Source organism: Microbulbifer sp. 2205BS26-8 (assembly GCF_030731025.1).
GTDB classification, from domain to species: Bacteria; Pseudomonadota; Gammaproteobacteria; order Pseudomonadales; family Cellvibrionaceae; genus Microbulbifer; species Microbulbifer spongiae.
Genome location: NZ_JAVAMR010000013.1, coordinates 1 through 19,060, shown reverse-complemented (window position 1 = coordinate 19,060; position 19,060 = coordinate 1). Strand labels below are relative to the sequence as shown.

Below are 19,060 nucleotides of genomic sequence, written 5' to 3'. Positions count from 1 at the left end.
GGGAGGTGTGGGCCGCGTTTTTTTACGATGACTGTGACTGCCTTAACCCCCCGTGCAAATCTATCCGGCCTGCGCTGGTTTTTCCTGGTTGCCGGTATTGCCATCCTGGTAGCACTGCCGGTGCTGTCCATTTTCTGGCTGGCCCTGTTCCCCGAGGAAAACATCTGGCCACACCTGTTGGACACCGTGTTGTGGCACTATGTGTCCACAACGCTGCTGCTGGCTTTTGGGGTGGCTGTGCTCACATTGGTGGCGGGGGTGGGCAGTGCCTGGCTGGTGTCCATGTGCCGGTTTCCCGCACGGCGTTTTTTTGAGTGGGCGCTGCTGTTGCCTTTTGCCGTGCCCGCCTATGTGATCGCCTATGTGTATACCGACCTGCTGGAGTACGCCGGGCCGGTACAAAAGGCCCTGCGCGGCTGGTTTGGCTGGCAGAGCGCGAGGGATTACTGGTTCCCGGAGATCCGCAGTCTGGGCGGTGCCGTCGCCATGCTGTCGCTGGTGTTTTATCCCTATGTGTATATGTTGGCGCGTGCTGCGTTTCTGGAACAGTGCGGCAGTATCCGCGCCGCCAGCCGCTCCCTGGGGTGTTCGCCCTGGCAAAGTTTCCTGCGTGTTTCCCTGCCCATGGCGCGCCCGGCCATTGCGGTGGGTTTGTCCCTGGTATTGATGGAAACCCTGAACGATTTCGGCACCGTGGACTTTTTTGCGGTGCGTACCCTCAGCGTTGGCATTTACGATACCTGGCTGAGCCGCGGTAACCTGGGCGGAGCGGCGCAGATTGCCTGCAGCACCCTGCTGTTTGTGGTTTTGCTGATTGCGCTGGAGCGTATCGGGCGCGCGCGGCGGCGGCACTTTGTACAATCGCCAACAGCCAACCGCGACCGCTATCGGCTGGCTGGATGGCGCAGCCTGGCTGCGGTGTTTTTTTGCGGGATACTGCTGCTGGGGGGCTTTGTGATACCGCTGGTGGTTCTGGCAGGCTATGCCCTGGGGAACCTCTCCGGTTACTGGACTGATGCGTTTGTTGAGATAGCCCGCAACAGCCTGCTGTTGTCTGCCGTTGCCGCGCTGCTGTCAGTGCTGCTGGGCCTTTTACTGGCCTATGGCAAGCGCTTGCAACCGCGCAGACCGGTGCGATTGTTGGTGGGTTTTTCCAAGCTGGGCTATGCCCTGCCGGGGGCCGTGATGGCGATTGGGGTGTTGATTCCCCTGGCAGGGTTTGACAACGCCGTGGATGCCCTGCTGCGGGAGCATTTCGGTATTTCCGTGGGGCTCTTGCTCAGTGGCAGTGTGTTCGCCATTATTTTCTCCTATACCGTGCGCTTCCTGGCGGTTTCCACCGGGGCGATTGAAACCAGCCTGGAAAAAGTGACCCCCTCCATGGACCGGGCCGCGCGCGCGCTGGGGCGCAACAGCTGGCAGACCCTGTGGGCGGTCCATCTTCCCCTGGTGCGCGCCGGACTGCTGACCGGTGGACTGGTGGTGTTTGTGGATTGTATGAAGGAGTTGCCGGCTACGCTGCTGTTGCGCCCGTTTGGTTTTGATACGCTCGCCACCTACGTGTACCAGTTTGCCGCCGACGAGATGCTGGAGCGCTCGGCACTGGGCGCCCTGCTGATTGTGCTGGTGGGTTTGATCCCGGTTGTTTTGCTCAGCCGCGCCATCGGCTGGCGGCGGGGGGATGGCGTTGCTGAACTGATCGAATCGGAGGCCCCGGCTATTTAGCACACAAGACAAGGCCTGTGGCCAGCCTGGAATACCGCCATCAGTCACTGGATATGCAAAGTCAACCGGCAGGCGGCATACCAGAACCACCAGGCGCTGAAAAACACGATTTTACACAGGGCAGGTCAGAAAGCGGCGTAGGTGCAGGTTCGCACTGCGTCGAAGAGGGTTCAGGGGACATTGTAGCTGGCTGGCAGTATCAATTCCGCCATTGCGGCAAAGTCAATGCCGGACAGTTTAATGGATGGATAATGCTTGGGTAAAACTGATCATCGTAGATTGAGGCTACCCTACCGAACGGATGAAGACGAGGCGGTGAGGAGAGGCAGGGCAAGAATTAGTGTTTTCATGAACTAGGGATACCCTGTTTTCTGCACAGACTAGTCGACACACTTTCCCTTATATCAATTTTTTCTGCACCGATCTGTCTGAAAAAGTTGAGTCAACGCACTTCTTATCAAACCAATGGCGGGTGCGATTGGCGAAAGCCACCAGTGTGAGCATAACAGGTACCTCTACCAAAACGCCCACAACCGTAGCCAGTGCCGCACCTGACTGCAGGCCAAACAGTGAAATGGCCGCGGCTACAGCCAGTTCGAAGAAGTTCGAAGTGCCTATCATGCAAGCGGGCGCAGCGATGTTGTGAGGCAGATTCAATGCTTTAGCCGCCCCATAGCTAACCGCAAAAATTCCGTAAGTTTGTATCAACAGCGGAATAGCAATAAAGGCAATCGCCATGGGTTGTGCCAGGATGGCACCTGCCTGAAGCCCGAAAAGAATAACTACGGTGGCGAGAAGACCGACAATAGAGAGCGGTTTCAATTTGTGTACGAAATGGTTCAGGCGTGCGTGATTTGTTGGCGTATCCAATAAATAACGCGTTATAATACCTGCAGTGAGAGGGATAACAACATACAGCAGAACCGATAACAGCAATGTATCCCAGGGAACTGTAATATCGGTAACACCAAGAAGAAATCCTGCAATGGGTGCAAATGCAAAAATCATAATGAGATCGTTGACGGAAACCTGCACCAAGGTGTAGTTGGCATCTCCCTTGGTTAAATGGCTCCAAACAAACACCATAGCGGTACAGGGAGCAACACCCAGTAAAATCATACCGGCGATAAATTCAGTCGCAGTTTGGGGGTCTACAAAATCTGCGAAAACGATACGAAAGAAAAACCAGCCCAATGCCGCCATTGTAAAGGGCTTTACCAGCCAGTTGATAGACAATGTCAAGAGCAAGCCCTTCGGTCTCTTGCCAACATCCTTAATCGAAAAAAAATCGACTTGAATCATCATTGGGTAAATCATCACCCAGATGAGTACTGCTACTACAAGATTAACATTGGCATATTTGATGGAGGCTACTGCCTGAAAAGTTTCAGGTGATATTGCTCCGAGACTGATTCCGATGAATAGACACAAAGTAACCCAAAAGGAAAGATAGCGTTCGAATAGACCCATTGGAGATGGTGATTCGGTACTCATAACAACTCTTCTTCTATTTTGCTTTTGAGGAAATTGAAGGTATCTTTAAACGCTGCTTTAATTTCATCCCCTGTGCCTTCTTTTTTGTCAGGGTCAGGTGTATTCCAATTCAACTTTTTGTGCTTTCCGAAAAATAAAGGGCAGAGTTTACTGTCATTCTGATCGCAGACGGAAATCACTACATCGAAATGCATGCCCTGGAATTCGTCCCACAATTTGCTGTGAAGATCTTTTGTATCAATTCCATGCTGTTTTAATACTTCTATAGACTTTGGATGCACGAATCCAACAGGTTCACTGCCGGCACTTTTGGCAATATACTTTTCTTCGGCAAGAGTATTGATGAGCGCTTCGGCCATGATTGAGCGGCATGAATTTCCTGTGCAAAGCACGAGTATACTTTTCATAAACGGCAACGGCCCATTGCTTTTGAGGGATCTTTGCAGCAACCTGGCTGACCTTTGGGCTGAGACTGACAACTGGCCTTCTCTGCCGAAGACGCAATACCGGAGAAATAGTGTATGTCTTTCAAAGTTTGGTAAGCTTCCCAGGCAATTCCGGCAGGGTCAGTGACCCAGGATTTTTCTGAATGGGCGTAGCAACAGAGGGTTTCGCCTTCATCGAAGGGTGACATCTCCGCTTTTTTTAGCCGCTTTCTTATTAACCCCAGTTCACGCTTATCATCTACCTGTAATCCGAGGTGATCGACACCGTTTTTTGCATACGTTGAAATTGCAAAGTTGATGCGTGGGTCATCAAGCATCCACTTTGCATAGCCATGTTTTATTTTTACAGGTTGAGTATCGAAGAGAGCGCTATAGAATTTAATGCTGTCAGCGATATTTTCCACGCCAATGTGTATATGCAGACGCTTCATAGCAAAACCCTTTATTTCGGCTGGGGCTCACAGCAATAACCAGCCATTTCAATGATTGAACATCCTTTACGTTTGTCTTCACGGATGCTGGCAATATCAAGGCTGCAGCAGTCTTTGACCATAAACCCGATCAAATCCCGAATTGCATCGTAGTTAGCGGAATAGATCACGGATCTACCTTCCTTGTGTGAGGAAATGAGCTTTGCGTTGGAAAGGTGATTCAAATGAAAGGACATAGTGTTGTGTGGCGTACCCAGTTTCTCACTAAGGGCTCCTGCAGGCAGGCCATTTGGACCTGCCTGCACAAGCAGTCGGAATGCCCTCAGCCGGGTTTCCTGAGAGAGAGCAGCGAATAGGGGGATAGTGTCTTTTAAGTCCATACGTCCAAAATAGTGGACTTATATTGATATGTCAACAGAAATCGACATAACTGGCAGATTTGCGATAAAGTTGGCTATTCCCAGAAAAAATCACAACCATATAGTGACTATTTTGTCATGGCCATTATTGACAGAGGTTGAGGTCAGAGCTTAATCCAGGCGTGAACCATTAATCGCCCGCGCCGATACGGTAGCCACGGTGGTTGGCGCTGACAGTCTTTTTTCATTACGCTCTGCGGATGTGGAGGCGCGATTGATTTTGCATGTGGAAGTGATTCCCTGTGAGTGAGTATCCACTTGTCGGTTAATCTGCCTGCACTTTTTGGTATGGCGATCGGTCCTCGCTGTGGGCGGTAAAAACCAGGGGCCGGGACAGGCGCAGTGGCACTGTACTGTCTGCTGGGAAATGGTGCGCAGCCTTTAGGGATGTGCTGAAACTGTTTCCCCCCGGCAGGCGAAACCTGTACACGGCCCGGTCCCCGAGGAAGGTTTTTTCAATAATATGGGCGAGGACGGCATGAGGGTGATCGCCCGGCAGGATATCCTCGCTGCGCACAAACACCCGTATTTGCTCTCCAGCTGTAAACCCCTGGTGCGGTAGTTCCAGCTTGCCAAGCTGGGTTTCTGCAAGCCCCGTGTGGATAACCCGACCCTCGAACAGGGTGCCATCGCTGACGATACGCGCGACGGCAATATTGGCCGGGTGGCGGTACAGCTGCTGGGGGGTGTCCCACTGCTGCAGTTGCCCACCGCTCAGTACCCCGAGTGTATCGCCGGCAATAAATGCCTCACGGCGGTCGTGGGTAACGATCATTGCCGGTGTGCCCTGTGCGCGCAGAATCTGTCGCACTTCTGCGGCTAGGCTGCGGCGCAGTGCGCTATCCAGATTGGAGAAGGGCTCGTCCATGAGCAACAGGCGCGGCCGCGGTGCCAGGGCGCGGGCCAGGGCAACACGCTGTTGCTGCCCACCGGAGAGCTGGTGGGGAAACTGTTTGGCGTATTGCTGCAGCTGCACCAGCTGCAGCAATTCCGCCACGCGCGCCCGGCGCTCCTGCCCGCCGAGTGACTGGATGCCGAAAGCTACATTGTCGACAAGATTTAAGTGCGGAAACAGTGCGTAATCCTGGAATACCATGCCGATATTGCGTTTCTCCGGGGGCGTCATGGCGCCTGCAGAGGAGATGGTTTTGCCCTCCAGGGTAATAGACCCGCTGGTGAGCGGCTGGAAGCCGGCAATTGCCTGCAGAAGCGTGGTTTTGCCGCATCCGCTCGGCCCCAACAGGCAGGCGATCTCCCCCGGCAGCAGGGACAGGGAGACGGATTCGATTACCACCCGGTTGCCGTAGCGGCATTCCAGGTCGTTTGCGGAGAGTATGGGTTGCACAGGGAATCTCGGGCGTATTCGCTCTATCATTCGATTTCGCCGAGTACATCCACCATCGCCGCAGTCAGCTGGGTAAGATCGGCTTCGGAGATAATATACGGCGGCATTGTGTAGACCAGCTTGCCAAAGGGGCGCAGCCAGACGCCGCGTTTGATTAACGCCGCCTGCAGACTGGCCATAGGCACCGGTTCGCGCATTTCCACCACACCGATGGCGCCGAGCGCGCGCACATCTGCGACACCCCCTGCCTGTTCGAGCGGGGCCAGCTGTTCTTTGAGTTGGGCCTCAATGCTTTCAACCCTGTGCTGCCAGGGGCTGCTGAGCAACAGGTCGATACTGGCATTGGCCACGGAGCAGGCCAGGGGGTTGCCCATAAAGGTGGGGCCGTGCATAAAGACCCCGGCCTCGCCGCTACAGATGCCCTGGGCGATGCGGTCGCTGCACAAGGTGGCGGCCAATGTCAGTGTGCCGCCGGTAAGGGCCTTGCCCAGGGTGAGAATATCCGGGCTGACAGCGGCGTGATCGCAGGCGAACAATTGGCCGCTACGACCGAAACCGGTGGCGATTTCATCGGCGATCAGCAGCAGGTCATATTCGTCGCACAGTGTTTTTACCCGGCGCAGGTAGTCTGCGGAGTAGAAGCGCATACCGCCGGCACCTTGCACAATCGGCTCCAGGATCACCGCGGCCAGTTGCTCGCGGTGTTGCGCCACCAGTTGCGCCAGTTCGCCAATGTCCCCATCGGGGCAGGGCTGGCCGAAAGAGGTTTGCGGAGCGGGGGCGAACAGATGCTGACCGAGCTGCCCGGCAAACAGGTGATGCATACCGGTGACAGGGTCACAGGTGGCCATGGCCCCAAAGGTATCGCCGTGATAGCCGTTGCGCAGGGCCAGCAGTTTGTGTTTGCCCGGCTTGCCTTGAGCGTGCCAAAACTGCAGCGCCATCTTGATCGCGACTTCCACAGAGACCGAGCCGGAATCAGCGAGAAATACCCGGTTGAGTCCCGGCGGGGTGATTTCCACCAGCTTCCTGCACAGTGCAATGGCGGGCTCGTGGGTGAGGCCGCCAAACATCACATGGGACATCTGCTCCATCTGTGCGCGCAGGGCGCGGTTCAGCTCGGGCACATTGTAGCCGTGCAGGGCACTCCACCAGGAGGACATGCCGTCAATCAGGCCGCGGCCATCCTCCAGGAAAATACGAACACCCTCAGCCCGCACCACCGGGTAAACCGGTGGCGGGTTGAACAGGGAGGCATAGGGGTGCCAGATATGCTTGCGGTCAAATTCCAGGTCCATCAACAGCGCTCTCTCTTTTGTGCGGCCAGCACGGGCCAATTGACTGCGTTCAGGCCAGTTCCCGCAACACTTTCAGTGGCGGCTGGCGCACCGCGCTGTAACAGGCCAGGGTGCCGGCGGTGCCCACCAGCAGGGTGCCTGCCAGCGGGCCCAGCAACCACAGGGTGGGGTGCAGCACCAGGGGCAGCTCGAAAACCCTGTGCGATAGTACCATCAGGGTGGCCTCGGCGCCGATGGCGGCGAGCAGGCCGGCGGCACAGCCGAGCAGGCCGAATTCCAGCACCAGGCTCTTCAGCAGCAGGCGCCTGCGCCCGCCCAGTGTGCGGATAATTGCCGCTTCCTGCAAACGCTCGGCGATACTGGCGCGCACTCCGGCAATCAAGACCAGCACCCCGGCAACCAGCATCAGCGCCATCACCGATTCGATGGCGAAAGACACCTGGTCGATGGTGTCGCGGATCCGCAGGATAATCTTGTCCAGCTCTATCACGCTGACACTGGGATAGCTGCGCACCAGGTCGTTGACCAGCAGCTTGTCTCGCGGGGGCAGGTAAAAGCTGGTGATATAGGTGGCGGGGAAACCTTCCAGTGTGCCCGGCGCGAACAGCATATAGAAGTTGGGGCGCATGCTATTCCAGTCCAGGGAGCGGAAGCTGGCCACCGGGGCTTCCACTTCCAGTCCGCCGATGGAAAAGCGCAGGCGGTCGCCGAGGGCCAGATTGAGCTGCGCGGCCAGCTCCACTTCTACCGAGACACCCTTTCGGGTCTTGTCCCACCACTCGCCTTCGAGAATTCGGTTGTCCGGCGCCAGGTTTTCGGTCCAACTCAGGTTGAGTTCCCGCCGCACACCGTTGGGGCGGTCCTTGAGGTCCCTGGTGGGGGTGTCGTTGATGGCGGTCAGGCGGCCGCGCACCATCGGGTAAAATTCGCTGCTGCTGACGCCCGCCTTTTCCAGCATCTGCTGCAGCCCCCCTACATCGGTGGGGGTGATATTCAGCAGGAAATGGTTTGGTGCCTTCTCTGGCAGTTGCATGCGCCATTCGTCGATCAGCGCGGTGCGGGCAAAGATCAGAGCCAGCATCGCCAGCAGGCCGGTGCCAAAGGCGGCGATCAGCAGGGTGTTGAAGGCGGCGCGGCGCTGCAGGCTGCCCAGGGCAATGCGCCAGGCACCACCAAGGTCAGCGAGCTTGGCGCTCACCAACAACTGGTTGACCAGGGCGCTGCCGCCTACCAGCAGCCCCATGCCGGCGAGCAGTGCCAGCGTCATCGCCAGGCTCCCCGACAGCCACCAGATCAACAGCAGCATGGCTCCAGGGCCGAGGATCAGTCCCAGCCATTCGCGCTGATCGGGGTTGCTCCAATCCTTGTGCAGTGTCTGCATGGGATCGGTGCGCGCCAGGCGAAACAGGGGCGGCAGGGCAAAGCCGAGGGCGCAGGCGAAACCGGTGGCCAGCCCCACCAGCAGCGGATTCCAGTGGCTGGGCGGTGGCACCACCGGAAAGAAGCCCGCCATCAGGTTGACCACCTGGGCCTGGATAACACTGCCCAGGGCCAGGCCTGCGGCAGTGGCGATCAAGGTCAGGGCCGCTAGCTGCCCCAGGTAGATGGTGAGGATTTTGTTGCGCCCGGCGCCGAGGCTCTTCATTACCGCCACATAGGTAGCGTGGCGCAGGCCGTAGCGGCGTGCGGCCAGACCCACGGCGACACTGGCCAGCAGTACGGCGAGGCTGGCAGCGAGAAACAGGAAGCGCTCGGCGCGATTCAGGGCCGAGGCCACGCGCGGCTGGCCCTCGCGCAGATCCAGCACCCGCTGGTGCTCGGTGAGTTGGGGTTTCAGCCAGTCGAAATACTGTCCCAGGGCCCGGTCGTCGCCGGCAAACAGGTAGCGATAGCGCACCCGGCTGCCGGCCTGGATCACCCCGGAGGCCGGCAGGTCATCGATATGGACCAGTACCCGTGCGCCCATATCAAACAGGCTGGTGCCCCGGTCGGGTTCTCGCTCCAGCAGCCCCGTCACTTTGAGCTGCGTGTCCCCCAGGCCGATGGCGTCACCCATGGTGATCCCCAGCAGGGGCAACAGGCGGGGCTCTACCCAGGCCTCTCCCGGAGGCGGGCCCTGTTGGGTGATCTCACCCGGGGCGTCCTCGCCCCTGCGCATTTCCAGGTGGCCCACCAGGGGATAGCCGCCGTCCGCGGCCTTTACCGAGACAAACTGGAACTGATCGTTGGCGGATATCATCGAGGCAAACTGGATGGTCTGCCCCTGCGCCAGTCCCCGCGCTTTCGCTGCATCCAGCCAGGCCGGGTCGACCGCTTGGCTGCTGCGCAGGACCCGCTCGGCGGCCAGGAAGCTGAGGGATTGCTGTTCCATGGCGCGGGTCAGGCGGTCGGTGAAGTGGGCGATGGCGGTGACACAGGTCACCGCCAGTACCAGGGCACTGGCGATCAGGGCCAGTTCGCCACCGCGCCAGTCCCTGAAGAGCAGTCGCAGCGGCAGCATCAGGCGGGTTCCTCCGGCAGATTGCTTTTATCCGGTACCGATGTGCCGTGCTCTGCACACCCGGCGGCCATATACAGGTGTCTGGTACAGCGCTCGGCCAGGCGCCGCTCATGGGTGATCAGTACCAGCGTGGTGCTGGATTCGGCGTTGAGCCTGAACAACAGGTCAATGACCTTGGCACCATTGCCCGCGTCGAGGCTGCCGGTGGGTTCGTCGGCAAACAGAATGGCATCGTCGGCGACGAAACTGGCGAAAGCGCGGGCGAGGGCGACGCGCTGCTGCTCACCCCCCGAAAGCTGGCGGGGGTAGTGGCGCAGCCGGTGCTCAAGACCGACCCGTGAGAGAAACTCCTGTGCACGCCTGTCGGCGCCGCGCTCCCCGCGCAGTTCACTGGGCAGCATGACATTTTCCAGGGCAGTGAGGCCGGGCAACAGCTGGAAAGTCTGAAATACAAAGCCCACACAGCGGGCGCGCAGGGCCGCGCGCCGCTCTTCGTCCATCGCGGTGATCTCTTCGCCCGCCAGCCAGATTCTGCCTTCACTGGGTTTGTCCAGCCCCGCCAGCAGACCGAGCAGGGTGGATTTACCGGAACCCGAGGCGCCCGTCACCGCAAGGCTTTCTCCGCGCGCCAGTTGCAGGGAGATATTGTTTAATAGGGTCAGTGGCCCTTCGCTGGTGGGGACTCTGTGATACAGGTTTTCTGCCGTGAGAATGGCGGACATACTGTGTTTCCTTTGCGGATCGACGCGTTTTTGGAGAGTATGACATGACGACAGCTTTTTTTCGGCGGCTGCTGGCTCACTTTAGCTTGATATTGCTGCTGTCTGTCCCCGCGGGGATTGCCAGTGCGAACGGTTCGGAGACCCTGCTGGTACTGGGTGACAGTATCAGTGCGGCCTACGGTTTCGATGAGGCGCGGGGCTGGGTACAGCTGCTGCGGGAGCGCCTGCAGGAGCGGGGCCGGACCGTTCGGGTGGTGAATGCCAGCATCAGCGGCGAGACCACCTCCGGTGGTTTGACCCGCCTGCCACGTCTGATGCAGGCACACAGTCCGCGCTGGCTGATTGTGGAACTGGGTGGCAACGACGGCCTGCGGGGCTACCCGCCGCAGACCCTGCAGCGCAATCTGCAGGCCATGGTGAAACTGGCAAAGGATGCCGGCACCGAGGTTCTGTTGCTGGGGATGCGGATCCCACCCAACTATGGCCGCGCCTACACCGATGCATTTGCCGCGGTCTACCCCCGGGTGGCAAAAGCCGAGCAGGTGGCGCTGGTCCCTTTCTTTCTGGAGACAGTGGCCCTGAAGGAGGGCGCCATGCAGTCCGATGGCATCCACCCTACCGCCAAGGCCCAGCCGGCGCTGTTGGAACACGTTTGGCCCTGTGTTGAATCCCTGCTGGCGGAGGGCGGCAAAGACGGTTCGTGTACTCCGTGAGTGAAATGCGTACAATCGCGCCCCCGGATACTGAAAGCGCCGCCGGGGCCCTCAGCCCGGTCACCGCTAGCGAATCAGTCAGAGAGACACCATGTCCGCATTGGAAAACCGCCGCGAGCGGCTCGAATTCAACAAGCTGCAGAAACGCCTGCGCCGCCAGGTAGGCCGCGCCATCGCCGACTTCAATATGATTGAAGCGGGTGACAAAATCATGGTTTGCCTGTCCGGCGGTAAGGATTCCTATGCCATGCTGGATATCCTGCTGGGCCTGCAGAAAACCGCGCCGGTCGAGTTTGAGCTGGTGGCGGTGAATATGGACCAGAAACAGCCGGGGTTTCCCCAGCATGTGCTGCCGGATTACCTGCGCGCCCTGGGTGTGCCGCATCATATCGTGGAGAAAGACACCTATTCGGTGGTGCGGGAAGTGGTGCCCGAGGGCAAGACTACCTGCAGCCTCTGCTCCCGATTGCGCCGGGGGACTCTCTATGGATTTGCCGAGGAAATAGGCGCCACCAAAGTGGCGCTGGGCCATCACAAGGACGATATCGTCGAGACGTTGTTCCTGAATCTGTTTTACGGCGGGAGGCTCAAGGCAATGCCCCCCAAACTGCGTGCCGACGACGGGCGCAATATTGTGATCCGCCCTTTGGCCTACTGTCGGGAAGCGGATATTGCCCGTTTTGCCCGACACCGGGCGTTCCCGATAATCCCCTGCAACCTGTGCGGCAGCCAGGAGAACCTGCAGCGACAGGCAATCAAGCAAATGGTGCGGGAGTGGGATGGGAAATTCCCCGGGCGCTGCGAAAATATCTTTGCGGCGTTGACAAGGGTTTCCCCGTCACAACTGGCAGACAGGGATCTCTACGATTTTAAAAGCCTGGCGCTGGACCGCTCTACGCCGTCGGCTGCCGGGCACCCCGACCATTCAGACCACCGCTGCCGGGTGAATTCCTGGGTGCCGGAGGATGCGCGGGAAGCTGTGCCCCAGCATATCGAGGCGCTGAATCTGTAGGGTCGGCACCGCTCACCAGTTGGGCGTAGCTGCATTCGAAATCCCGGGTTGTGGCACTGGGACCGTGGTGGAAGTGCTGGTGCCAGAGCTGCGCCATCAGGGTGACATTGGCGGCGTCCGCCTCTTCGATTCTATGCACATCGGCGGAGCGGTAGATCAGCCAGGCGATCGCCGTGGCGTAGCGGAGGTTGGTGGTCAGCTCGCTGTGGGGGTGGTCGAGGAAGTCCCGCTGGCTGGCGAGACCGCGCACCTTGGAGGCCAGAGGGGGATAATCAATCAGGTAGTGATCCCAGATCTCCCGGTGCGTATGCGGTTGGATTTGATAGATGCCCAATCCATGGCGCCGTCCCTGCTTGAGATGAAAACCCAGTTGTGACTCCTGTGCAGCTGTTCCCAACAGGAGATTTTCCATGCCCAGGTTCCAGGCTTTCAGGTGTTGCAGGGTCGGACGGATGACCTGGAGGCGCAACTCGTCCAGACAGATGCCCATAAGTGTTGTCTTTTTTCTGTAGGTGTCCTCAATATTTAGTTTACGGATTGAGTTGGCGCCACCTAATGGGTAGATTTACGCGAAATAAACATAACGATTCCTGAAGTGGTGCCAACTCCGTAGTGCAATGTATCGAACAGCCAGCGGGGCGTCAGAGGGTTTTCCTTTTGGCCACCATTCCACATTGAGCAAAAGGAACTCCCTATGCCCGCACAGTGGCTCATTGCCCTAACCTTTGTTGCCTACCTGGCCCTGATCCTGGTGATCGGAGTCTACGCTTATCTGCGTACCAAAAATGCCAGCGATTATTTCCTTGGTGGCCGCTCTCTGCCCCCGGTGGTGGCGGCCCTGTCTGCCGGCGCTTCGGATATGAGCGGCTGGCTCCTGCTGGGGTTGCCCGGCGCCGCCTATGCTGCCGGCCTCTCCGCCGGCTGGATCGCCATTGGTCTCTTCTCCGGCATTGTGCTCAGTTGGGTCAGTATGGGCCGCCGGTTGCGTGTGTATACCTATGCGCTGGACGATTCACTCACAGTGCCGGCCTATCTCCATCGCCGTTTCAGGATGGGACACCCCTATCTGCGTACGGTATGTGCCGTTTTCATTCTGCTGTTTTTCCTTTTCTACGTGGCCTCGGGCCTGATTGCCGGTGGCAAGTTATTCGAGACTGTCTTTGGGTGGGATTACCGGTGGGCTGTTATCACTGGTGCCGTGGCGGTGATTTCCTACACGCTGTTCGGCGGCTTTCTAGCGGTGTCCTGGACCGATGTCTTCCAGGGGCTTTTGATGAGTGTCGCGCTGATCACTGTGCCACTGGTGGTTATCTCTGACCATGGGGGCCTCGCAGACAGCTGGAGCCAGCTGCAGGCAAGTGTGCCGGAGTTGACACACTGGATGACGGATAACACGGGCCAGGCTCTGGGCCTGGTGGCGATTTTAAGTTCCCTGGCCTGGGGGCTTGGCTATTTCGGTCAGCCCCATATTCTGGCGCGCTTTATGGCTGTGCGCAGTCCGCGGGATGTGCCCGCAGCGGCCACTGTGGCAGCTCTCTGGTCCCTGATCGGGTTTCTGGGCGCCATGGCTGTGGGCCTCTTTGCCCACCTGCAAATCCAGCAGGGCCTGCCCGACGGTGAAAAGGTGTTTATGGAACTGGTACAGGTGTTGTTCCATCCGATCGTTGCCGGCGTGCTGTTGGCGGCGATTCTCTCCGCCATTATGAGCACTGCCGACTCCCAGTTACTGGTTTCCTCCGCGGCCCTGGCCGAGGATATCTACCACGTCTGGGTTGGCCGCAAGACTAGCCCGGAGGCAATGGTGAAAGTCGGGCGCTGGGCGGTTGTAGCGCTGTCGCTGGTGGCAGTGTGGATCGCTTTGGACCAGGATTCCAAAGTGCTGGATGTTGTGGGCTATGCTTGGGCCGGGCTGGGCGCCGCTTTTGGGCCGACGTTGTTGATCAGTCTCTACTGGCGCCGTATGACCGGCAGTGGCGCGATTGCCGGAGTGATTGTGGGTGGCGTGACAGTCGTTGTCTGGGAACAGTTGTCCGGCGGACTATTTGAAGTCTATGAACTGCTGCCGGGTTTTATTTTCTCAGCAGCTGCTATCTTGATAGTTAGCGCGCTGACAAAATGCCCGCAAGCCGTGTCCTCCCAGTACAAGAGACTGCTTGGGTGAGGCGGTGGGTGATTGCTTGCCAACCCCGCTCTGAATGGGGCGCAAGCCAGGCGGTTGCGCGAAGGGCGTGCCTGGACCAAGGGCGCGGCAGTTGTGAAGAGAAAAGGATTTCCATCCGCAGCGATTATGCAAATAGCGGTTGGAGATACTGAGTGATCGAAGTTCACCTCGGCGATATCACTCGACTCAATGTCGACGTTATCGTCAATGCCGCCAATACCCGCCTGCTCGGTGGGGGCGGTGTGGATGGGGCCATTCATCGCGCAGCGGGTCCCAAGCTGCTCAGAGCCTGCCGTGATCTCGGAGGCTGTCCTGTCGGCGAAGTCCGTGCCACCGGTGCTTTTTCCATTCCCGTAAAACGTATTTACCATACCGTCGGGCCGGTCTGGCGCGGTGGGCGCCTCGGTGAGTCGGAGCTGCTTGCCAGCTGTTACAGCCATTGCCTGACCCTGGCGAGGCGGGAAAACATGCGCTCCATTGCCTTTCCGGCAATCAGTTGTGGTATTTATGATTATCCTCCCAGGCTCGCAGTGGAGATTGCTGTTCGTCAGGTACAGAGTCATCTCGAGGGGGAGGGTGAGCCCCGCAGCATTGTTTTTTGTTGTTTTGATCGGAAAATAGCCGAACTCTATCACGCCCAGTTGGATACGCACGTACGGCGATGAACAGAATGCTTCAGCGCGTGTCCGGTATTTTGGGCCACGGGAAATGGCCCTGGCTGCGAGAGTGATCAATAGTCCGGCGATCATAGATAAGAACAAGAGGTAGGAATGCGCACTGTGCAGCAGTGGTTTGCCGAATACAGCGAGAGTCACCAGAACCCTGTCAACAAGGCCATCCACTGGATTGCGGTACCGGTGATTTACGCGGCCATTACGGGCCTCCTGTGGGCCATTCCGCAGCCGCAATTCATGAGCGCGTTTCCCTGGTTGAACTGGGCCGTCATAGCCGCGGTGCCGGTATTGCTGTTTTATGTCGCCCTGTCTTTCCCCATTGCCCTGGGCATGACGGCGCTCACGGTTGTCTGCCTGTGGGCCTGGTCTCTGCTGGAGCGTGTGGGTGTTTCTGTTTGGCAGACGGCCTTGGGCCTGTTTGTGGTGATGTGGATCTTTCAGTTTATTGGCCATGCCTACGAAGGGAAGAAGCCCGCTTTTTTTAAGGACCTGGAGTTTTTACTCATTGGGCCGGCTTGGGTCGTTGCCTTTATTTATCGGGCTCTTGGCATTCGTTACTGACTGATGCCCGCCCTGCAGCCAGTAGAGCCCAACTCTGGCACAAACCCGTCGCTATCTCGGCAAGCGCACAGGCTGTAAAAACCTGTGCATCAGCGATTGTAGTGTACCGGCACTTCCAGAGTCTCCTTGACCTCTTCCATAACGACATAGCTGGTGCATTCCTGTACCTCTGGCAAGGTCAGCAGGGTCTCGCCATAAAATTTGCGATAGGCACTCATATCCGCAACACGGGCCTTAATCAGGTAGTCGAAATTACCCGAAACCAGGTAGCACTCCTGTACCTCCGGCAGTGCAGCTACGGCGTTGCGAAATTCCTCGAAGGCATCCTGGGCAGAGCGGTTGAGGCGGATTTGCACGAAAACCACCAGTGCCGCATCCAGAAACTCCGGGTTGATCAGGGCAGTGTATCCCTGGATGACGCCATCATTTTCCAGACGCCTGACCCGTTCTACACAGGGTGTGGCCGTTAAGCCTACCTGGCGGGCCAGCTCCGCGTAGCTGGTGCGGCCGTTTTTCTGCAGAACCCGCAGGATATTGCGGTCCACGGTACTGAGTTCCCCAGCGCGTTTGCGCATGCCTCTGCCTCCCTCCTGGGTGAACAGCTTAAAAACTGAGCTCTGTCCCAATAGTATTGGTGGATTCCATTAGTTTTATAGAAAAAACGACAGAAATCCACTCCTTGGGTAGCTCTATACTGGGTAAAACATAGGGTTATGGTGCCGATTTTGCAATCTTGCAGAGGGTGTGCCAGAGACAGAGACCGAGGAGCAGAAAAATGCTGATTGGCGTCCCGAAAGAGATCAAGAACCATGAATACCGCATTGGCCTGGCGCCGGCGAGTGTGCGCGAACTGGTTGGTCACGGCCACCGGGTGATTGTACAGAGAGGGGGCGGCGCTGCGATTGGTTTCACCGATGCCATGTTCCAGAAAGCCGGCGCCGAAATCCTCGATACCGCGGAGGAAATCTTTGCCACTGCCGATATGATCGTCAAGGTCAAAGAGCCCCAGCCTAATGAGTGCAAGATGCTGCATCCGGGCCAGGTACTCTATACCTACCTGCACTTGGCACCCGACCCCAAGCAAACTGAACTGCTGGTGAAATCCGGTGCTACCTGTATTGCCTACGAAACCGTCACCGACCGCTTTGGCGGCCTGCCTTTGCTGGCACCCATGTCCGAAGTTGCCGGGCGCATGTCCGTGCAGTGTGGCGCGCACCACCTGGAGAAAGCCCAGGGTGGCCTCGGAGTGCTGTTGGGCGGCGTACCCGGTGTGGCTCCTGCCAGAGTCCTGATTATCGGTGGAGGTGTTGTGGGGACCAACGCGGCCAAGATGGCGCTGGGCATGGGCGCAGATGTCACTATTCTGGATCGCTCCCTGCCCCGTCTGCGCCAGTTGGATGATATCTTTGGGGGGGCCGTGCGCACCGAATTCTCCACCAGCGACGCTATTGAGCAGCATGCCCTGAAAGCAGACCTGGTAGTGGGTGCGGTCCTCATCCCGGGCGCTGCAGCACCCAAGCTGCTGACACGCGATATGATCAGCCGCATGAAGAAAGGTGCTGTCGTCGTGGATGTGGCCATTGACCAGGGCGGCTGCTTCGAGACCTCCAAGGCGACCACCCACCAGGAGCCGACTTATATTGTAGACGGTGTAGTGCACTACTGTGTGGCCAATATGCCCGGCGGCGTTGCGCGCACCTCTACTATGGCGCTGAATAATGCCACGCTGCCTTTTGCGGTAGCGCTGGCCAACAAGGGTGCGAAACAGGCGCTGCTGGATGATGCCAACCTGCTGGAAGGTTTGAATGTGCACGCCGGTATGGTGACTTACAAAGCGGTTGCCGATGTACTGGGCTACGAGTATGTCGATCCGAAACTGGCCCTTCAGAAAGTGGCCCAGCGACAAGAAGCCATCGCCTGATCAACCTGCGGTTGCCTGGCAGGCTTTTTTAAGACAACAAGGCAATCGCGCGCTTCTTCACTGGTTTGGCGGTTTTCCCCGGAGCGTTTGTCTGGCGCTCCACTCTGTGAGGCCTGGTGGCCCTATGCCACCAATTGACGGCCGCGTTGTTACGCGGCTTTTTTGGCAATGGGTCTGGAGTGTTGGTCTTTACTGCCCTGGGTGATCGAGCTGTGCAAGCCAGGTTGTGTTGTTGAGGGCTTTTTTCTTTTTATCGGGGAGAATCTTCCCATAAATGGTTAAAGCAGCCAGACTTCCACCCTGCGGTTTTTGATTTTTGCCTTGGAATTATTTGAGGCGACAGGAAGGTAGGCTCCAAACCCCTGTACCGGTGCTGTGTTGACCTGGTGATGGTGAAGGGCGGAGCGAACTGTTAGCGCACGCAGTTTGGACAATACAATAGAGCGTTCTGCACTGGCTTTTTCGTCCCCAAAACCGATCAACAATAATTGACGATCACGGTTCTTCGGCTTTTTCATATACTTCGCCAGCCTCTGGATATCCTGTTGGGCTTTATTGTCCAGAGTGGCGTTGCCCTCTGCGAAACGGAAATTGATACTCAGGCGTTCCGCATGTTGGGTTAATGCAAGGTAATCTTCAGGGCCTTCCCGCGTGCTTGCGGGCTTGATACTGATCGGGGTTTGGGAGATAAACCCGGTCGTCTTTACCTGCTCCTGGCCCGCCTCGCTCTGCACAAAGTACAGAAACTCCTCTGCTGCCGGCTTGAGGGAATGCACCGGCGTGTACAGGAACAGGCGGCGAGAGAGAGGGTAGTCTTCGGTTGCGATGGTGAGATGCACCGGGGCTTGAGGCTGGGTGTCCTGATGGGAAACAGCGATGGCTCTGGCGTGGCGAATCGATGCCAGCCCGACAAACCCGATACCGTTTAAATCCGCGGCAACCCTGTCGGAGAGCTGATCGTTTGATTCGAATCGTTCGGCATTTTCAATAAGGCTGTAATCCTTGCCAAGGACCAGGGATTTAAACGTGTCCCAGGTGCCGGACTGGTTGTTGCGGGCGTAAACTCGGATGTGGCCGCGGTGCCCACCAACTTGTGACCAATTGCGAATATCACCAGAGAAAACAGCTGCAATTTGCTGCAAGGTCAAGTGCTTCACTGGATTGTCCGAATGCACAATAATCGCAATTCCATCAATGGCAATCACATGTTCTGCGCGATTGCTGCGCATATCTCCCAACCGGTTTAATAAGACCCATTCCGCGGCCTTGATGGGCCGGGAGGCCATGGCGATGTCCGCCCGAGATTGTTCCAGCCCTTTGAAACCGGTGCTGGAGCCGTGTGCGGCAATATCAATAAAAACTGCTTGGTTTCCAACATCCGCCTGAATGCGTTGCTCGTTGATTGTGCCCAGGGGTGTGGATCGGATGTTTCGTGCACCCTTTGTGGCTAGGTAGTTGCGAATCAGATTGGGTGCCAGTTGAGCCCCAATAGTGTTGGAACCGTGCAGGGTAAATAAGAGACCGCTTGTGTTTGAGTCGAAAGCAGGGACTTCCGCTGCGGCCGCGGAGGTCAAGGACAGTCCGAATGACAGTATCAATGTGCGGCACAACCGATGAAGGAACGGGTACATAACAGTT

19 protein-coding genes are annotated in these 19,060 nt (G+C 57.8%); 8 read left to right on the top strand and 11 right to left on the bottom strand.

Annotated features, from left to right (window positions below; translation table 11 throughout):
- Positions 1 to 27: 27 nt before the first annotated feature.
- Complete coding sequence (locus Q5Y71_RS06490) at positions 28 to 1,725, top strand: iron ABC transporter permease (protein WP_306041005.1); 1,698 nt, start codon at positions 28 to 30, stop codon at positions 1,723 to 1,725.
- Between the two features lie 17 nt (positions 1,726 to 1,742).
- Entirely contained in the window at positions 1,743 to 1,988 is a 246-nt protein-coding gene (locus Q5Y71_RS06485; protein ID WP_306041004.1) for a hypothetical protein, read from the top strand.
- Between the two features lie 136 nt (positions 1,989 to 2,124).
- On the opposite strand, the gene arsB is transcribed toward Q5Y71_RS06485, so the two are convergent.
- The 8 genes from arsB to Q5Y71_RS06445 all read right to left on the bottom strand — a co-directional run bounded on the left by arsB (position 2,125) and on the right by Q5Y71_RS06445 (position 10,380).
- Complete coding sequence (gene arsB / locus Q5Y71_RS06480; RefSeq protein ID WP_306041068.1) at positions 2,125 to 3,195, bottom strand: ACR3 family arsenite efflux transporter; 1,071 nt, start codon at positions 3,193 to 3,195, stop codon at positions 2,125 to 2,127.
- A gap of 20 nt (positions 3,196 to 3,215) precedes the next feature.
- A complete protein-coding gene (locus Q5Y71_RS06475) occupies positions 3,216 to 3,626 on the bottom strand; it encodes an arsenate reductase ArsC (RefSeq protein WP_306041003.1) in 411 nt (136 codons plus the stop codon).
- Complete coding sequence (locus tag Q5Y71_RS06470; protein WP_306041002.1) at positions 3,623 to 4,096, bottom strand: ArsI/CadI family heavy metal resistance metalloenzyme; 474 nt, start codon at positions 4,094 to 4,096, stop codon at positions 3,623 to 3,625. Before Q5Y71_RS06470 ends, Q5Y71_RS06475 begins: the two co-directional genes overlap by 4 nt.
- Before the next feature lie 11 nt (positions 4,097 to 4,107).
- The gene (locus Q5Y71_RS06465) at positions 4,108 to 4,476 is read right to left on the bottom strand and encodes a helix-turn-helix transcriptional regulator (protein WP_306041001.1); all 369 of its coding nucleotides are present in this window, start codon (positions 4,474 to 4,476) and stop codon (positions 4,108 to 4,110) included.
- 304 nt (positions 4,477 to 4,780) lie between these two features.
- Positions 4,781 to 5,890, bottom strand: coding sequence for an ABC transporter ATP-binding protein (locus Q5Y71_RS06460; RefSeq protein ID WP_306041000.1), 1,110 nt, complete (start codon positions 5,888 to 5,890; stop codon positions 4,781 to 4,783).
- Complete coding sequence (bioA, locus tag Q5Y71_RS06455; protein ID WP_306041067.1) at positions 5,887 to 7,158, bottom strand: adenosylmethionine--8-amino-7-oxononanoate transaminase; 1,272 nt, start codon at positions 7,156 to 7,158, stop codon at positions 5,887 to 5,889. The genes Q5Y71_RS06460 and bioA overlap by 4 nt, the downstream gene beginning before the upstream one ends.
- A gap of 49 nt (positions 7,159 to 7,207) precedes the next feature.
- The gene (locus Q5Y71_RS06450) at positions 7,208 to 9,658 is read right to left on the bottom strand and encodes an ABC transporter permease (RefSeq protein WP_306040999.1); all 2,451 of its coding nucleotides are present in this window, start codon (positions 9,656 to 9,658) and stop codon (positions 7,208 to 7,210) included.
- Positions 9,658 to 10,380, bottom strand: coding sequence for an ABC transporter ATP-binding protein (locus tag Q5Y71_RS06445; protein WP_306040998.1), 723 nt, complete (start codon positions 10,378 to 10,380; stop codon positions 9,658 to 9,660). The genes Q5Y71_RS06450 and Q5Y71_RS06445 overlap by 1 nt, the downstream gene beginning before the upstream one ends.
- Before the next feature lie 44 nt (positions 10,381 to 10,424).
- Here Q5Y71_RS06445 and Q5Y71_RS06440 point away from each other — a divergent pair, with 44 nt between their 5' ends.
- Both Q5Y71_RS06440 and ttcA read left to right on the top strand, forming a co-directional pair.
- Entirely contained in the window at positions 10,425 to 11,093 is a 669-nt protein-coding gene (locus tag Q5Y71_RS06440) for an arylesterase (RefSeq protein ID WP_306040997.1), read from the top strand.
- Positions 11,094 to 11,184: 91 nt separating this feature from the next.
- On the top strand, positions 11,185 to 12,105 hold the full coding sequence (gene ttcA / locus Q5Y71_RS06435; protein ID WP_306040996.1) for a tRNA 2-thiocytidine(32) synthetase TtcA: 921 nt from the start codon (positions 11,185 to 11,187) through the stop codon (positions 12,103 to 12,105).
- On the opposite strand, the gene Q5Y71_RS06430 is transcribed toward ttcA, so the two are convergent.
- On the bottom strand, positions 11,987 to 12,595 hold the full coding sequence (locus Q5Y71_RS06430; RefSeq protein WP_306040995.1) for a hypothetical protein: 609 nt from the start codon (positions 12,593 to 12,595) through the stop codon (positions 11,987 to 11,989). The two genes, ttcA and Q5Y71_RS06430, sit on opposite strands and share 119 nt — an antisense overlap.
- Positions 12,596 to 12,799: 204 nt before the next feature.
- Between Q5Y71_RS06430 and putP the strand changes: the two genes are divergently transcribed.
- The 3 genes from putP (at position 12,800) to Q5Y71_RS06415 (ending at position 15,501) form a co-directional block, all read left to right on the top strand.
- Positions 12,800 to 14,266, top strand: a complete 1,467-nt coding sequence (putP, locus tag Q5Y71_RS06425) for a sodium/proline symporter PutP (RefSeq protein ID WP_306040994.1) — start codon at positions 12,800 to 12,802, stop codon at positions 14,264 to 14,266.
- Positions 14,267 to 14,418: 152 nt separating this feature from the next.
- The gene (locus Q5Y71_RS06420; protein ID WP_301417088.1) at positions 14,419 to 14,931 is read left to right on the top strand and encodes an O-acetyl-ADP-ribose deacetylase; all 513 of its coding nucleotides are present in this window, start codon (positions 14,419 to 14,421) and stop codon (positions 14,929 to 14,931) included.
- A 105-nt stretch (positions 14,932 to 15,036) separates the two neighbouring features.
- Positions 15,037 to 15,501, top strand: coding sequence for a DUF962 domain-containing protein (locus tag Q5Y71_RS06415; RefSeq protein ID WP_306040993.1), 465 nt, complete (start codon positions 15,037 to 15,039; stop codon positions 15,499 to 15,501).
- An 89-nt stretch (positions 15,502 to 15,590) separates the two neighbouring features.
- Here the strand turns inward: Q5Y71_RS06415 and Q5Y71_RS06410 are convergent, their stop codons facing one another.
- Positions 15,591 to 16,076: an Lrp/AsnC ligand binding domain-containing protein gene (locus Q5Y71_RS06410; RefSeq protein ID WP_301417092.1), complete on the bottom strand. Its 486-nt coding sequence runs from the start codon at positions 16,074 to 16,076 to the stop codon at positions 15,591 to 15,593.
- A 200-nt stretch (positions 16,077 to 16,276) separates the two neighbouring features.
- Here Q5Y71_RS06410 and ald point away from each other — a divergent pair, with 200 nt between their 5' ends.
- A complete protein-coding gene (gene ald / locus Q5Y71_RS06405) occupies positions 16,277 to 17,422 on the top strand; it encodes an alanine dehydrogenase (protein WP_306040992.1) in 1,146 nt (381 codons plus the stop codon).
- 278 nt (positions 17,423 to 17,700) lie between these two features.
- Here ald and Q5Y71_RS06400 read toward each other — a convergent pair whose 3' ends face one another.
- Entirely contained in the window at positions 17,701 to 19,053 is a 1,353-nt protein-coding gene (locus tag Q5Y71_RS06400; RefSeq protein ID WP_371877005.1) for a substrate-binding domain-containing protein, read from the bottom strand.
- Positions 19,054 to 19,060: the final 7 nt, after the last annotated feature.